11 protein-coding genes are annotated in these 16,000 nt (G+C 47.0%); 4 read left to right on the forward strand and 7 right to left on the reverse strand.

The genetic code is table 11. The annotated features are described in order from the left end of the window. The first annotated feature begins 64 nt into the window (after positions 1-64). The 3 genes from rpsU to hpf all read left to right on the forward strand — a co-directional run bounded on the left by rpsU (position 65) and on the right by hpf (position 1,536). Positions 65-259 (forward strand): 30S ribosomal protein S21, encoded by a 195-nt coding sequence (gene rpsU / locus ABDW72_RS04155; protein ID WP_347157199.1) that lies wholly within the window; start codon positions 65-67, stop codon positions 257-259. 70 nt (positions 260-329) lie between these two features. After that, positions 330-1,208, forward strand: a complete 879-nt coding sequence (locus ABDW72_RS04160; protein WP_347157200.1) for a tyrosine-type recombinase/integrase — start codon at positions 330-332, stop codon at positions 1,206-1,208. A 25-nt stretch (positions 1,209-1,233) separates the two neighbouring features. Next, positions 1,234-1,536 carry a ribosome hibernation-promoting factor, HPF/YfiA family gene (gene hpf / locus ABDW72_RS04165; protein WP_347157201.1) on the forward strand — a complete coding sequence of 101 codons (303 nt, stop codon included), beginning with the start codon at positions 1,234-1,236 and terminating at the stop codon, positions 1,534-1,536. 130 nt (positions 1,537-1,666) lie between these two features. Here hpf and metK read toward each other — a convergent pair whose 3' ends face one another. Continuing rightward, the gene (metK, locus tag ABDW72_RS04170; protein WP_347157202.1) at positions 1,667-2,971 is read right to left on the reverse strand and encodes a methionine adenosyltransferase; all 1,305 of its coding nucleotides are present in this window, start codon (positions 2,969-2,971) and stop codon (positions 1,667-1,669) included. A gap of 218 nt (positions 2,972-3,189) precedes the next feature. Between metK and ABDW72_RS04175 the strand changes: the two genes are divergently transcribed. Then, positions 3,190-3,993 (forward strand): phosphatase PAP2 family protein, encoded by an 804-nt coding sequence (locus tag ABDW72_RS04175; RefSeq protein WP_347157203.1) that lies wholly within the window; start codon positions 3,190-3,192, stop codon positions 3,991-3,993. A gap of 62 nt (positions 3,994-4,055) precedes the next feature. On the opposite strand, the gene ABDW72_RS04180 is transcribed toward ABDW72_RS04175, so the two are convergent. From ABDW72_RS04180 to ABDW72_RS04205, 6 genes are all read right to left on the reverse strand, one after another. Continuing rightward, a complete protein-coding gene (locus tag ABDW72_RS04180; protein WP_347157204.1) occupies positions 4,056-5,516 on the reverse strand; it encodes a SusD/RagB family nutrient-binding outer membrane lipoprotein in 1,461 nt (486 codons plus the stop codon). Between the two features lie 19 nt (positions 5,517-5,535). Beyond that, positions 5,536-8,676: a SusC/RagA family TonB-linked outer membrane protein gene (locus ABDW72_RS04185; RefSeq protein WP_347157205.1), complete on the reverse strand. Its 3,141-nt coding sequence runs from the start codon at positions 8,674-8,676 to the stop codon at positions 5,536-5,538. A 519-nt stretch (positions 8,677-9,195) separates the two neighbouring features. After that, positions 9,196-11,598: a prolyl oligopeptidase family serine peptidase gene (locus ABDW72_RS04190; protein ID WP_347157206.1), complete on the reverse strand. Its 2,403-nt coding sequence runs from the start codon at positions 11,596-11,598 to the stop codon at positions 9,196-9,198. A gap of 105 nt (positions 11,599-11,703) precedes the next feature. Next, complete coding sequence (locus ABDW72_RS04195) at positions 11,704-13,383, reverse strand: amidase (protein ID WP_347157207.1); 1,680 nt, start codon at positions 13,381-13,383, stop codon at positions 11,704-11,706. 170 nt (positions 13,384-13,553) lie between these two features. Then, positions 13,554-14,222 carry a hypothetical protein gene (locus ABDW72_RS04200; protein ID WP_347157208.1) on the reverse strand — a complete coding sequence of 223 codons (669 nt, stop codon included), beginning with the start codon at positions 14,220-14,222 and terminating at the stop codon, positions 13,554-13,556. A 356-nt stretch (positions 14,223-14,578) separates the two neighbouring features. After that, positions 14,579-15,979, reverse strand: coding sequence for a RagB/SusD family nutrient uptake outer membrane protein (locus ABDW72_RS04205; RefSeq protein ID WP_347157209.1), 1,401 nt, complete (start codon positions 15,977-15,979; stop codon positions 14,579-14,581). Positions 15,980-16,000: the final 21 nt, after the last annotated feature.

Consider the following 16,000-nt stretch of genomic DNA (forward strand, 5'->3'; position numbering starts at 1 on the left):
TGATTTTTAAGTAAAAGCTTAGTTAAATTTGCAACCCTAAATCCAAAGAGAAGCGAGAGATTATATGATTATTGTAAACGTAAAAGATAACGAGTCTGTAGACCGTGCCTTAAAAAGATTTAAGAAGAAATTTGAAAGAACTGGTGTTCTGAAAGAACTGCGTTCCAGAACGTATTTCGAGAAACCATCTGTTTCGAAGCGTAAGCAGAAAGAGCGTGCCGCATATAAGCAGCAGATGTACGCCAACCAAAACTACTAGTCTTTCTACCAACATATCTTATTTTTCCATACATTAGTATACCTGACTTACTTACCAGGTATACTAATGTATGGATTTGTTTTTTAAGTACCTTCAGTACGAGAAGCGCTACAGCCCGCATACCCTTACCTCTTACCACACCGACCTGGGGCAGTTTGCCCAGTACCTGCAGGAGGTATACCAGGTAACAGATGCCGCTGAAGCCGACCACACCATCATTCGCTCCTGGCTGCTGACGCTGGTGCAGCAGAACATCAAACCACGTTCCATCAACCGGAAGATTGCCTGCCTGCGCTCTTATTATAAGTTCCTGATGGCGCAGCAGCGCGTGCAGGTAAACCCCATGTTGCGCATCAAAGCGCCTAAAGCTTCCAAAAAGCTGCCTGCCTTTGTACCCGAAGAACCTTTCAACACATTTCTGGACAGCTTTTCTTTTGAGGCGGATTTTGAAGGACAGCGCGACCGGCTGATCCTGGAATTCCTCTATGGCACCGGCATTCGCCTCGCAGAACTGATCGGCATAGAACATGCTGACATTGACCTGCATGCCAAAACAGTGCGTGTGCTGGGCAAGGGCAATAAAGAACGTATCGTGCCCCTGAATGACTCGCTGATGGAAAGTATAAATACTTACCTGAGCTACAAGAAAAGCGAATTTGGCGATAACAATTCCGGAAAGCTGCTCGTTACTAAGAAGGCTCGTCCCCTTTATCCAAAGTTCGTCTATCGCGTTGTTAAAAAGTATATCAGTTTGATTACCACATCTGAACATAACAGCCCGCATGTGCTGCGACATTCCTTCGCCACACACCTCCTCAACAAAGGGGCAGACCTGAATGCGATAAAGGATTTACTGGGGCATGCGAGCCTGGCGGCAACGCAGGTGTACACGCATAACTCGATTGAAAAACTGAAGTCAGTTTTCGAGAAAGCACACCCCAAAGCATAAGTTTAACATTTAAAGAAATACGACTATGAAACTACAAATGTATTCCATCAACTTCGAAGCTAGTGAACAGTTGAATAGCTTTATTCAGCAGCGGATGAACAAACTGGAAACGTTCTATGATAAAATAATAGACGGGGAAGTATTCATTAAGGACAATGGCAGCCAGAGTGGCACGGAAAACAAGGAAGTGGAAATCCGGTTACTTGTGCCTGGCACTACCCTCTTCTCGCAGGAAAGCGCCGCTTCGTTTGAGGCCGCTGCCGATGCTGCTGCCGATGCCATGCGCCGCCAGTTAAAGCGACACAAAGAGAAACAGGCAACACACTAAACTTATTCGCTTTCTGCTTCCCTGATAGAAGCGTATAAAACAAACACTGTAACTATACGATAACATAAAAAGGGCCTGCTATACTTAGCAGGCCCTTTTTATGTTATCGAGAAATCTTAGGGAGTATACCTTACAATCCGAACTCCTGCTTGATCTTATCTACATAATCGAGCTTTTCCCAGGTAAAGGTTTCAAACTCTTTCACCTGCTTCTGCCCGTTAGTGCCTACTTCTACCTTTTTGATGCCGGGTGTTCTGCCCATATGGCCATAAGCAGCCGTTTCAGCGAAGATAGGATTCTGTAATCCAAATCGCTTCACAATGGCATAAGGACGCATGTCAAACAGCTTACTTACCCGCTCGGCAATTTCGCCATCACTCATGGTATTGCCTTGGGCATCTTTTACCTTGGTAGAGCCATAGGTGGTTACATAAAGGCCTACAGGTTCTGCCACGCCTATAGCATATGCTACCTGTACCAGCGCCTGATCTGCTACTCCGGCAGCAACCAGGTTTTTGGCAATGTGTCGTGTCGCATAAGCTGCTGATCGGTCTACCTTAGAAGCATCTTTACCTGAGAAAGCGCCACCGCCGTGTGCGCCCTTGCCGCCATACGTATCCACGATGATCTTACGACCTGTCAAGCCGGTATCGCCGTGAGGGCCGCCAATCACAAACTTACCGGTAGGGTTGATGTGATGTATGATGTCGTCATTAAACAGCTTCTGCGTACGCTCCGGCAATTGCTTAAGCACCCGCGGAATCAGCACACGCGTCACATCCTGGTTGATCTGCTCCAGCATCTTGATCTCGGCTGCATTCTTGGCTTCGTTGCTATCATCTTTCGGGAGCACAAATTCATCATGCTGCGTGGAGATCACGATGGTATCGATCTTCTCCGGTACATGGTCATCGCTGTAGCGGATCGTTACCTGCGACTTGGCATCCGGGCGCAGGTACGTCATTTCTTTTCCTTCTTTGCGAATAGCCGACAGCTCCTGTAACAGCAGGTGCGAAATGCTAAGTGCCAGCGGCATAAAGTTGTCGGTTTCATTGGTGGCATAGCCAAACATCATCCCCTGGTCGCCGGCTCCTTGGTCTTCCGGGTTTGCCCGCTCTACTCCCTGGTTAATATCACTGGACTGCTCGTGTATGGCCGAGATTACACCACAAGCATCTGCATCAAACTTGTATTCGGATTTTGTATAGCCAATCCGCCTGATCACCTCGCGTGCTTCTTTCTGCACGTCTACATAGGCTTCAGACTTCACTTCACCGCTTAATACCACCAGCCCAGTCGTCACCAGCGTTTCGCATGCCACTTTAGACTGCGGGTCCTGTATTAAAAAAGCATCGAGCAACGCATCAGAAATCTGATCTGCCACTTTATCCGGGTGTCCTTCTGATACGGACTCAGAAGTAAATAAATAAGGCATTCTTTAGGGGTTTAGGTACAAAGTATAAACCAGCCGCCCTCTGGGGCAGCGGATACAAAGCTAAGACATTTCTACCATACTTAAAATAATGTAGGTACCAGTATTCTACGGCTTGCTGGTCTGCTTACGGTATAATCGCCCCACCAGCTAGTCCCATAACCTTTTCCGTGCCCCAGCGTTTCAAGGGCAACAAATAATACAATTACTATTAGAATTACATGAAGCGATTACTCTCTATACTTACTATACTTATACTTTTCGGAAATCAAGCCTACTGCCAGGACGACTCCCCTTATACGACCAGTTTAAAAGTTGATGCCCCTGTGATAGCAGCAGGTATGGGCCTGAGCTATTATGGATTAACGTTGATGCATGATAAAGAAGGATTGACTGATGCGGAAGCCAACGCCCTGCAGAAAAGCAATGTAAACGGCTTTGACAGGTTTTCGGCGGGCTGGCATTCTGAGAGTGCAAAGAATATCAGTAACTACCCGCTATATGGCTCTTTAGCAGCACCCGTTGTTATGTTGCTGAATGACAATATTCGCAGCAAAGCGGGGCAGGTGCTGATGCTATACGTGGAGACAATGGCGGTAACAGGCACCATCTTTACTCTTACGAATGGCAATGTTCCGCGTATTCGCCCTTTAGCTTACAGCCCTGACGCAGCGCTTTCTGACAAAACCAGTGCAAATGCTAAGAATGCGTTCTTTGCTGGTCATACTGCTGCAACAGCCAGTGCTACCTTCTTCGTCGCGAAAATTTTTAACGACTTCAACCCAGACTCCAGAGCCCGGCCTTACGTTTGGGCCGCCGCTGCTGCTGTGCCTGCTACGGTGGGGTACATGCGCCTATGGGCTGGCAAGCACTTTTTAAGCGACAACCTGGTCGGGTATGCTGTTGGTGCGGCCACCGGCATCCTGGTTCCGCAACTGCATAAAAAGGCAAACAAGACCAACATCAGCCTTGTACCGATATCTTCTCCGGAATATAATGGCGCAGTACTGACGTATACTTTCTAGTTGAACGATAATAAAAAAGGGGAGCAAAATTGCTCCCCTTTTTTATTATCGTTCAACTAGAATTACAATGTAGTATCCCACCATACTGGTACTAACAAGCTGGCATAACCTGCTGGCAAGTTAGATGGTACGTTCGTGGGGTTATACAATCTCTCGCCTGACGGAACAGGGAATCGCAATGGAATTCTGTCTATAACGGCTTCTTCATTCAGTGGCAACACTGGGTAGCCAGTTCTTCTATAATCGTTATAAGGCTCCACCTGCAAGTAGTTCGCGATGTATTTCTGAGTCATGATCTGATCGTAGGCTGCCTCAGGGTCAAGTACGTTCAGTGCATTAGCCAGCTGATAGGCTGTAATTTCTGCAGCGCTGATACCATACATGCTCATAGAAGCTTGAATACCTTTGTTATAAGCATCAATTACTTCAGGTGTAATCATCTTTCCTGCTTTCAAAAACTCAGCTTCAGCTCTGATGAAAGGAATCTCAGCATAGATGAACATATACACAGGAGCATCGGCAGCAGAATAGAACGGACCAATTGCTGATCCGGCTGTTCCAGGGTTACCGCCATCATTCGTAGCACCTACATATTTTCCGATGTCAGTTCCTGTAGTTGCTACTGTTGCCTGATAAGCGATGCGCGGGTCATTTTTTGACTGCAACAAATCCAAGTAGAAAACAGAAGGTCTTGTGAAAGTACCCCACTTACCGTCAATGGCATACTGATACCATGGGTTCTCAGCACCTGGCTGGTTGGCATACTTAAAAGTAGGCATTTCTGCGTTGCTGCTGATAGCACCTGCGTTCAAAGCTGCTAACGCCTTATCTGCCTGCTCAGCGGCATCATATCCGGGTGCATAAGATAGTCTTAAGTAAGCTCTGGCTTTTAAGCTGTTCGCTAACTTAATCCAATTAGCCATTTTACCACCATATACCAGGTCATCAGCACCAGGCACTTTAAGGCCAGCTGGCTGGTTTGCTTCTACAATTGCTTCGTCCAAAAGATTCTGGATGGCTTTGTAAACATCTTCCTGGCTATCGTAAGTTGGCTTAAAGTTACCTTCTTCTCCTTTCCAGGCTTGTGAAAAAGGCACGTCTCCAAACAAATCTGTGATGTAGGTCATGTTCCAGGCCCAAACAATTTTAGCAATTGCGCTATATTGTGGGTTCTCGTTTGCCAAGGCAAGCTCCGACAACTTTTTACTGTTATTCATCACATGGGTATATGATGTATAGGTCCAAAAGTTGTTTACATCATTCTCATCGATATCATACGTACCAACGTGTGGGGGTGGTGTTGCATCCGCTAAGTGCTTAGTCCAGAGGTTTGTTACTCTTGGCGGATAGCCACCAACTACCTCATAAGAGAAGTTGGCTAATGTAGCTGTCAGTAACAGATCCTCTGAAACTTCAGCAGGCGAGTTAGGGTCCCTGTTAATGTCAAAGTAATCTTTATCACAACTATAAAAAGTAGTTGAGAACAACAGCAGAAACAAGATTAAATATTTATTCTTTTTCATATAATTCAGAATATCTTAATTAAAACGCTATGTTAACACCAAATGTATAGCCTTTGGTTGATGGTGTTACAGCATGATAAAAGCCTTGCGCGTTACCATTGCCTAATAAGCTTCCTTCCGGATCTCTGTAAGTAAAGTCAGAGTTGATCCAAAGGTTACGGCCTGTTGCAGACAATGTAACATCTTGCAATTTAATGCGATTGATCAAAGCCTTTGGCAGAGAATAAGCCAGCGTGATCTCTCTTAACTTAACGAAGCTACCATCCTCTACAAAGAACTCGTCTACGTTTGAGAAGTAGTTCTGGAAGTAAGCCTGGTCTTGCAAAACTGGAATGTCATTCGGCGTACCATCTTCCTTCACGCCATCAAAAGTTTTGTATGTACCGCGCTGCTCCGTAATCTTAGCAGTACCATAGTAGCTCATGTAGTACAAGTCCATGTTCATGATATCACCACCGTGGCGTACATCGATCAAACCTGATAATGAAATGCCTTTGTAAGTAAAGGTGTTTCGTAAGGATCCAGTCCAGTCAGGCGTAGCATTACCTATTGGTCCTAAAGCATCCGCAACTTCCGGATAACCTTCTTCGTCAACAATCACTTTGCCAGCATCATTTCTTTTCAGCTTTGCACCCCAGATTACACCGTAACCATAATCTTTATCAGCACGGATCTGCGGGCTGGTAAATCCACCAAGGAAGATGTTATCAACGTTTTCAGCCAAGCTAACCAGCTTATACTTGTTTCTTCCGAAGTTAACCAGCATGTCCCAGTTGAAGTCACCAATTTTGAGTGGTGTAGCTGTTACAGAAACTTCGATACCCTTGTTTAATATCTCACCAGCGTTTGTTACGCGGTTAGTATAGCCACTAGAGGCGGCAACTTCCTGAGAAATGATCTGGTCGTTACTTACCTTGTTGTAGTAAGCAGCATCAATACCTAATCTATTCTGGAAGAAGCGCAGGTCTAAGCCTACTTCTTTTTCAGTTACCAGTTCGTGTACCAGCGTGTTGCTGTTTAGCTGTCCGCTTACTTCAAAGCCGTTCAGGCCCTGGAAAGGGAAGATGATAGTACCACGTGTTCCGTCGCCAGGAGCAGCCTGTGTAAATGTCTGCTGTGTTTGGTATGCAGAAGCGCTGTTACCGGCCTGTGCCCATGACAATCTTAACTTACCATAAGGGAAATAGTTAGAGTTAGACAGACCCAAAAGATCTGTAAACACAAAACCTGCAGCAATAGATGGGTAGAAGTATGAATTGTTTTCTACTGGTAAAGTAGAAGACCAGTCGTTACGGCCAGTTGCTGTTAAAAACAGGTAGTTTTTGTAGTCTAATGTAGCACTTCCGTATACACCGATCAATCTTGTTTTCAGATCACCTTGATAAGCCTGCGTGGTTTGCGCATTCGTGATATCAAAGAAACCTGGTATGCTTAGATCCAAACCACGTACGGTTCTGCTGTTGTAGGTTCTTACGTTTGTGTTATGACCAATCAAAGCTGACAAATTCAGATCTTCGTTAAAGTCATAGTTCGCGGTAAGAAGCAGGTCATTGTTAATTTGAGTATTTTTAATCAATGACTCATACATTCTGCCTTTAGGCACACTTCTGGTTCCGATATTTACATGCTCGGCCTGTTCATCCGTATACGTGTCAATACCAACGCGATCAGATAGCTTCAACCAAGGTAGGATTGTCAACTCAGCTGAGTTAGAAACAATAAATCTGTTCGTATTGCTGAAGTTTCCGTTGTTCTCGGCAAGCCAGAACGGGTTGTTATAAGCAGTAGCAGTATAAGTTACGTTCTTGTTACCAGGTTCAGTATAATACCTGTTGATATCAAAGTTGATAGGCGTAAAGTTCAAGCCAAACAGATAAGAACGCTGGCCGTTACCTTCAGGCAATCTCTGGTTATCAGATTTGATGTAGTTAACAGAAGTGTTAACACTAAATTTGCTACTTAACTGCGAGGTAAAAGCAGCCGTTAAGCTGTTACGGTTGTACGTATTATTTGGTACAATGCCTTCTTGGTTCAGATTTGAATACGTGAAAACGTAAGTTGACTTATCGCCACCGCCGCTTACAGAAACTGAACGGTTCCAAACTTTACCGGTCTGATAGAAGTCGCTTCTAGGATTAAAGATTTTAGGCATGCCAATAGAGTCAATCACAAACTGGCTAACAGAATCTCTGTGCGGTCCCCAGCTCAAAGATGTTTGCGTTGCTCTTTGTGTAGCAGCTGTTCTAGTGTCCTCTGAAAAACCGCCTGCACCATACGGAAGCTCGTTCTTGAAAAGGCCTAGTGATCCTGACAGGTACTTGTCCTGGAAGCCTTCCAGCACCACATCATCAAATGCAACACTTGTAGAAAGGTTTACTCGAGGATATTTTCTGTCTTTTAGATCTTTACCACGCTTAGTTGTAATTACAATTACACCATTTGCACCGCGCGAGCCCCAAAGTGCTGTTGCAGAAGCTCCTTTAAGAACTGTTACATTCTCAATCAGGTTCGGGTCAATATCGATAGCTCTGTTTGAGCCTGTACCGTTAAACAAGGTACTTTCACCTGTGTAACCACGGTTTGTTGAGTTATCGATCGGAATACCATCTACAACAAACAGCGGCTGGTTATCACCAGTTAAAGAGGTTGTACCACGGATAACGATACGGGAAGAAGAACCAGCCTGACCTCCTGAGTTGTTAATATTAACACCAGCTACTTTACCAGCCAGGGCATTAACAAGGTTCGGCTCTCTTGATTCTTTAATTTCCGACACGTTTACGTTCTGAGCCGCATAACCAATGGTACGCTTCTCTTCTTTTACACCAATAGCCGAAACAATTACTTCCTCCAGCTGCTTGGCGTCTACTTTAAGGCTAACATTAACAGTAGAAGCATTATCAACGCTTCTGGTTTCAGTAGTATAGCCAATAAAGCTAAAAGCCAGCGTATTGTTTCCGGCAGGTACGTTGATGGTATACGAACCATCAACTCCGGTCGCGGTTCCAACAGTAGTACCTTGTACCAAAACCGTTACGCCAGGTAGTGGTGTGCCATCCTCCGCAGCTGTCACCTTTCCCGATACGGTTCGACTTTGCGCCCATGCCTGATTTACCAGCATCAAGAGCATCGTCAAACCCAACAATAGAACTTTTCTCATAAGGTTAGATTAGAATTATTAATTAATTAGGTATATGTTTAGTTTTCAAAGTTATACTAATAATACATTAATATAAACTCAATATTATTTTTTTTTATGCATTTTCTAAATCGCCCACTCCTTAACTAAAAGCGTATCAAATTGCAAACAACATACTATAAATAAGCAAGTTATAAGAGATAAACCACAATCATTTATTGCATCTGACTGATCAGATTTCGCTGAGCAGCCTGCGTTACAGGATTAAAATGATTAAACTCTTCTGAATTTTTAGCGTAAAAGTGCGTCGGCAGTAATATTTCTGAGTTAATCTTTAATTGAACATTCTCTATATTTCAATCAAAATTGCATTATACCCTAATAGATAAGTTTCTTTTGATGTTGATGCAACGGTTTTAATAGCCTTAGCTACAATTTAGCCCTTGTTAGGAGCAACAAGAGGCATAAGAGACAGCATTCATCAGCTGTTATAAAAGCAAAAAGGCATACTTGCGTATGCCTTTTTGCTTTTATAACAGCTTACTTCTTTTTGAGATTTTCTTCAAAAAGCTTGTATACCCGCCTATACTCATCGGTCCAGCTGGAGGGCTCTACGAAGCCGTGGCTCTCAACCGGGTATACAGCCAGTTCCCAGTTCTCTTTGCCCAGTTCGATCAGCCGTTGCGACAACCGGACAATATCCTGGAAATGCACGTTGGTATCTACCATGCCGTGGCACATGAGCAGGGCACCTTTCAACCCATCCGCATAATAGATGGGGGAACTTCTGACATAGGCCAGGCTGTCAGTGTAAGGCGTATTCAGGATGTTGGAAGTATAGCCGTGATTGTAGTGCGCCCAATCAGTAACAGACCGAAGTGCGGCACCGGCAGCAAACACATCCGGCTGCGTAAACATGGCCATTAGCGTCATAAAGCCACCGTAAGAACCGCCATAAATGCCAATGCGCTTCGGATCTACCTTATACTTCTCGGCCAGTAAATGCGCACCGTCTACCTCATCGTTCAGGTCTTTGCCACCCATGTAGCGGTAAATGCCCGTGCGCACATCGCGGCCGTAGCCAGCGCTGCCCCGGTAGTCGATGTCCATTACCGTATACCCCTGGTCGGCTAGAAAATTATTGAACATGTATTCGCGCTCGTAGCTGCTCCACCACTTATGCGCATTCTGCAGGTAGCCGGCGCCATGTACAAAAATGACGGCAGGGCCATTGGCTTCAGGCTTAGCCGGCTGGTACACGCGGGCATATACTTCCTGCCCATCGCGGGCTTTAAAGGTGATCACGGCCGGGTCGCGCCAGTTGTAGGACCTAAATTCTTCAGTGGTGGAGTGCGTTACCTGTTTAGGCTTGGCTCCTTTCTTGTTGTCCTGCACGTACAGCTCCCAGGGCTTGTTGGTATAGGAGTAGCGAATAGCTAACGTCTTCTCATCCGGTGACAGCGTAACTTCTGAAGCGCCAGGCATTGTCGTAAGCTGCACCAGGTCTCCCCCTTGTACCGGCAGGCGGTAAAAGTGCTGCTCTCCGGGGTGCACTTTGTTGGCGCTAAAGTAGAAGTTCTTCTTATCATCCGACAGGCGCACATCCGATACTTCATACTTGCCACTGGTCAGAGCTTTCTTTTTACCGGTGTTAATATCGGCAGTATACAAATGAGCGAAACCACTCTCTTCGGATTCAAACCATACATGCGCATTGTCCGGCATCCAGCCGATATCGCCGGGGCCATAGCCGATGCCAGGGCCGTTGATCCAAGCATCGTCGTGCTGCCGGTCTACCAGATCAAGTTTACCTGTCGCCGGCTCCAGCGTCATGATCCAGCGGTCTTTGTTGTCATCTGAGCGCGCCACCACAACGGCATGTTTCCCGTTATCTGACCAGTATGGCCCATAAATGACCGTTGACCGCATCTCAGGTTTTCCAGCTTTGGTATCAGGTGCTTCCTTTTTAGCATTTGTTTTTGCCGCTTTCTCCTGCAGGTAAGCTGGCTGCTCATAGATGCCGTCAATCTCCTTCATGGTCACGGCAAAGGTGGTGTCGCGGCGGGTATCATACACAAAGAACTCATACTTGTTCTGAGCATCACCCACCTTAGTGCGGGCATCAATTTCCTCCGTATAGCCCGAAGCTGTCACAAAGTTGGGAACGGCTGCTACCCTTTCGTCGTTCGGGAAACTTACCAGCTGGTAGGTCACGAACCGCTCATCCGGACTCAGCACCATACTCTCTACCGCTTTGCTGCCTATGTATATTTCTTTGGGATTAGTAGGCACATCGCGCTCATGCTGTTCTTTCCGCAGGGCCTTATCTGCTTCCCGCTCCCGCACCACCTGCAGCAAAGCTAGTTGTTGCTCCCGCAGCCAGGCACGTTGTGGATCTTTGTTTTCTCCGGCTGGCTTATTGCCTTTCCGAAAGTCTGTCAGCTGCCGGGTTTGCCCGTTGTTGGTATTCCAGGTGTAGAGGTTGCCGTCTTTCAGATAAGCTATTTTCTGCTCGTCGAAAGTAAAGCTGGGGCTAGATTCCCGCTCCACGGTGCGCGTTAGCTGCTGTGCTTTACCTGTTTTAATATCGTAAAGGAAGATGTCTCCGTTTTTCTCATACACCTTCTTTGTCTCTGCTCGGTTATAGTTGCCGGATGGCGAAGGCAGGCTGCGCCGCTCCAGTGGACGAACCTGGTGTATGTTCCGTCCGTCGGCTGAGACGCTGTAAAGAGAGTCATGTTTGGTCGCTTCCGGGTTCCAGTCGAAGTAAAGCTTTTTACCATCTTCTGACCAGAAAATATTGCTCGGAGAAACGCCGATCCATTTTGGGTCGCGCATTACTTTCTCCACACTCAGCACCAGAGGGTTATCTTGTGCGCGCAGGGTAGTACCGGCAGTTAAAAGCCAGATGGCCAGCACACAGGCTCGCTTGTTAAAGAGCATAGTTACGGTATAAGGGAATAGTGAGAATCGTTGAGGAAGCAAAATAAGCAGAATGCCCGCGCCTACCAAGTATAAATTTGGCTGTGGCTGGCATTCTGCTTTGTTCTATTTTTTAGCTTTCGCTGAGGCAAAGGCCAAGGACGGATGCTGCTCTTCAAAGTTTGTCAAACTTTGGTAGTATTTGGCGAAGGCCAGGAGTTGTGCTTCACCAAAGAGCTTTCCCATAAAGGTGATGGTAGTCGGCATGCCGTTCTGCTGAAACCCGTTGGGCAATACCACACACGGATGCCCCGTAAGGTTGGTTACGACCAGGTTGCTGCTGGCAAAAGAAGGGCTGAGGTACACATCAACATCCTTGAGCTTTTCCTGCATTTGCTGCACCAGCAGGGTACGTACGCGCTGCGCCTGTATGTATTCTACGGCAGGCACAAAGCGGGCTGCTCTAAATAAGTTCGGCCAGGCCCCTTTCCCCTGTGCCACCAGCAGGCTGTCGCGACCGCCTCTGGTGAGCTCATCAAAGGCCGCAGCACCTTCCACGGAGATTGTCAGGGTCAGGTCGCCGGCAGGCAGGTCGGGCAGCTCGATAGGCACCAGTTCTATTCCTGCGTCGCGTAAAGTTTGTAACGTGCGCTCGTCGTTCTCCTTAAAGCCATACTTGCGCGCGAAGTCTTTCTGCAGATATCCCACCCGCAATTGCTTGGGGTTAATGTTCGGGTTATAGTTAAATGGCGCATCATAAACCGACGGGTCCAGCCCGTCAGGACCGTAAATGGCATTAAATACAATGGCGCAATCTTCGGCTGACCGCGCGATTGGCCCAATCTTATCCATTGACCAGCTTAGCGCCATCGCGCCATGCCGGCTCACGCGGCCAAAGGTGGGCCGCAGGCCAGTAGTGCCACAGGCAGTAGAAGGCGAAACGATGGAGCCCAGTGTTTCGGTGCCGAGCGCAAAAGGCAGCAGGCCTGCCGCCACTGCAGAGGCAGAACCGGCCGAGGAGCCGCTGGAGCCTTTGGTGATATCCCAGGGCGTCCGGGTTTTGCCGCCAAACCATACATCGCCCATAGCCAGGGCGCCTAAAGTGGTTTTGGCTACCAGCACTGCTCCGGCATCTTCCAGGCGTTTTACCACAGTGGCGTCCTCGTGCAACTGCTGCTCTTTGTAAGGCATCGCGCCCCAGGTAGTTTTATACTGGCTGGTAGAAAGCAGATCCTTCACGCCAAAAGGGATACCATGCAGCAAGCCTTTATACTTGCCCGCTTTTATTTCCTTGTCAGCTTGCCGCGCCTGCTGCAGGGCCAGGTCTTCTGTTAATGTAATTACACATTCCAGTTTCGGGCCATACTTCTTCAGGCGTGCCAGGTAAAATTTTGTCAGTTCCTCCGAAGATATTTGCCTGGTGCGGATCAGCTCCGCTAGTTGGGGGATAGTATAAAAGGCTAGCTCATCCCGGTTCTTCGGCAGCTTTACTTTCTCTGGGCGAGCTACTTCAAAAGGTACCCGCTGCGCTTCGAAAGTATAGCCCACGGGAATTGGGTTAAATACCAGCGCTGGCGCCACGTCATTAGGCAGCGGCACCTTGTGAATCGCTTCGTAGCTCTCCCGCAGCCCCTCCAGTTCCTCCGTCATGGAGTCCAGCTTGGCTTCGGAAAAGTGAAGACCTATTAGCTGCTGTGCACTCTGCAGCATGTTTACGGTAATCTTATTATCGGCTACCCTGGAGACGAAAGCACCGGAGAGGAAGCAGGCGGCGCCCAAAAGTATCCCTGATTTATACTTGTTCATGTCTGTTTTTAGTAACTTGAGAGGTTAGGTGAAGGTGTGTTCAACGGCTTAGCTTCCGCTGCTATCTTCAAAGATAAACATCCTCTTTATGTCTGCCAACAAAAAAGCGGCAGCACAACCGTAATTTGTTGCGCTGCCGCTCCTGCTGAAATTACCACTTCAGCGCTTCTCTAAAGGGAATTATAGTAGTTCACGAGCTTTACCAGGTCTTCCTCTTCTTTCAGATTCAACTTGTTGGCTTTGATAAATTCCTTTAGCGCCGGCGCTTGGTCGGAGAGCTCTGCCAGCACCGCCTTTTCGTTGTTCTTGATCTTATGCAGCGCCACATCTTTGTTGATGTAGTAAGCTCCAATATCCATAATGTTCTTCTCGATGGTGGCGGAGTTATACTGCTTTGCCTCTCGCACGACTTTGGCTCCGCGCTTCAGCAACGTCGCTTTGCCATTTGCCAGCACCTGGTAGTAGCTTTTATCTGTGGCAGTGCCTTCCCCCGGAAAGCCATTCTGAAAGGTCTTCACCCCATCTGCCGTCTCCACGGTAAACTTGGCGACAGGCTGCACAAACTCCAGCGTCTGCCCTTTGTCATCTTTAAACAAAAGCATATCCGCCACCATATCATACTTCAGATCCAGCCCGTCGTAAGCTTTACCGTTCGCAAATTGAACCGTTCCTTTCGCCCAGTCGTCCTGCAGGTAAGGAGATCCATGCACATCCACATATTGCCCGATACGAATCGGGCGCCCTCCTACTTCTTCCAGGTAAGTCTGTGCCCATGAGATTTGAACATTTAGGACTACGAAACCCATCAGGAAAAAGCATTTTAAGATATTGAAGTTCATAGCGTTGATATTCTGTTTTACAGCTATAAATATATCATATTTCAATAACATCACAGCTAGTTACAGGAGATTAGTCGTCTTGATTCGGTTTATTGCCCGCGCCGCAACAGCTAGGCAATCCCCTGCTGTACCCCTTGTATAGCTACTGTAACAAAGCTGTCTTAGCAAGCCTGCATATATTGCGGGTTTATACTTTAGCTACTCCCTTGAGTAAAGCTAAGTATGGCCACTATAGCAGTACGCCCACAAAATAAATCCCATAGCCTTTCGACTATGGGATTTATATATTTAGCGCTGGTTGGCTCTCTTTCCGGGTCTCCGGTTTCACCAACTTGCTTTAAAATACAAGACTTTGCTTACCAGTTAGGGTTTTGCTCGATATTTTTGTTTGCGTCAATCTCAGACTGCGGAATCGGGAACACTCTTCTGTAGTCGCTGTATGGCACCTCTGTCGGTGATTTTGGACGACCAGTGATATCCATTTTCAGACGGTCCAGTGTGTGCAGTTTATCTCCTTCAAACACCAGTTCCTTCGTACGCTCCAGCAGGATGTCATTGATCAGCTGTTCACCGGTAGAAGTATACACCAACGACGGATCTCTTTCAGCTACTAGCGCGTTGAGATACCCTCTTGCTGTTTCTTCATCTCCCAAGCGTGCAGCAGACTCCGCTGCGATCAGGTACATCTCTGACATGCGAAGCACTACTCTGTCGTCCCGGTCACCTGTTACATTCTCGAACTTGTTAACGATATACGCTGAAGCTTCACCGCCTTTTCTTGGTCCGTTAATAATAAGGTCTTTCCGAACATCGGTACTTGAGTACAGGTCATATACCTCTTTGGTAGAGATGATATCACCATAACCACCCTGCTGGCTGTAGATATCGGCAATTTCATCAGAGCCGTTGTTATCTACTTCTGTAAACACTACGCTGAAAAGGGTTTCACCTTTAGAAGCAGCCGTTCCGGAGTTTGCCCAATAGGCTAGCACGCTTTCGCGTGGCACCAATGCAAATCCGCTGTTGTCGATCACGTCTTCCGCTTTGGCTAAAGCCGTGGTATAGTCGCCTTTAAACAGGTTTACCTTTGCTGCTAACGCTGTAGCTGCTCCCGGAGAGAATCTTCCGGAGTTGCTGTAGCTGGTCATCAGGGTAGAGGCTTTTTCTAAATCAGATAGAATCTGGTCGTATACTTCGCCCACTGTATTCCGCGACGGCTTTACAGTATAGTCGTTCTCCAGCACAAGCGGTACCCCAGGGGCAGACGGACTATCTGTATACGGACGGGCAAAGAAGCGCACCAGATCAAAGTACGCCAGCGCCCGGATAGCATAAGCCTCACCTTTATACTGATCAACATCCTCCTGGTTTGACACCTCCGTTTGCACCGAATTGATGATCTCATTGGCTCGGGTGATCACTCTGTAGTTGTCAGACCACAAATCCGAAATAGTGCCGTTGTTTCGGCTGAACGTATAGTTCTCAAACTCCAGGTAACGGCCGGCATTTTTGGTAGACACAAAGGTGTTGTTGGCCAGTATATCTCCCAAAACCAGGATAGAACGACCATAGAGATCTGTCTCCTGTAGCCCTGAATAGGTTCCGTTTAACGCTGCAAAAACATCGGCGTCCGTAAGGAAAGCATTGTTCGTAGGAATTGATGTATACGGTTGCTGGTCAAGGAAATCTTTGTCGCAAGAACTGAGTGCACTCAAAGCCAGCACCCCCGACAGAATCATATATTTATAATTTCTCATCATTTCAGAATTCAGTTAAAA

It is taken from the genome of Pontibacter chitinilyticus (assembly GCF_039748935.1).
GTDB lineage: Bacteria > Bacteroidota > Bacteroidia > Cytophagales > Hymenobacteraceae > Pontibacter > Pontibacter chitinilyticus.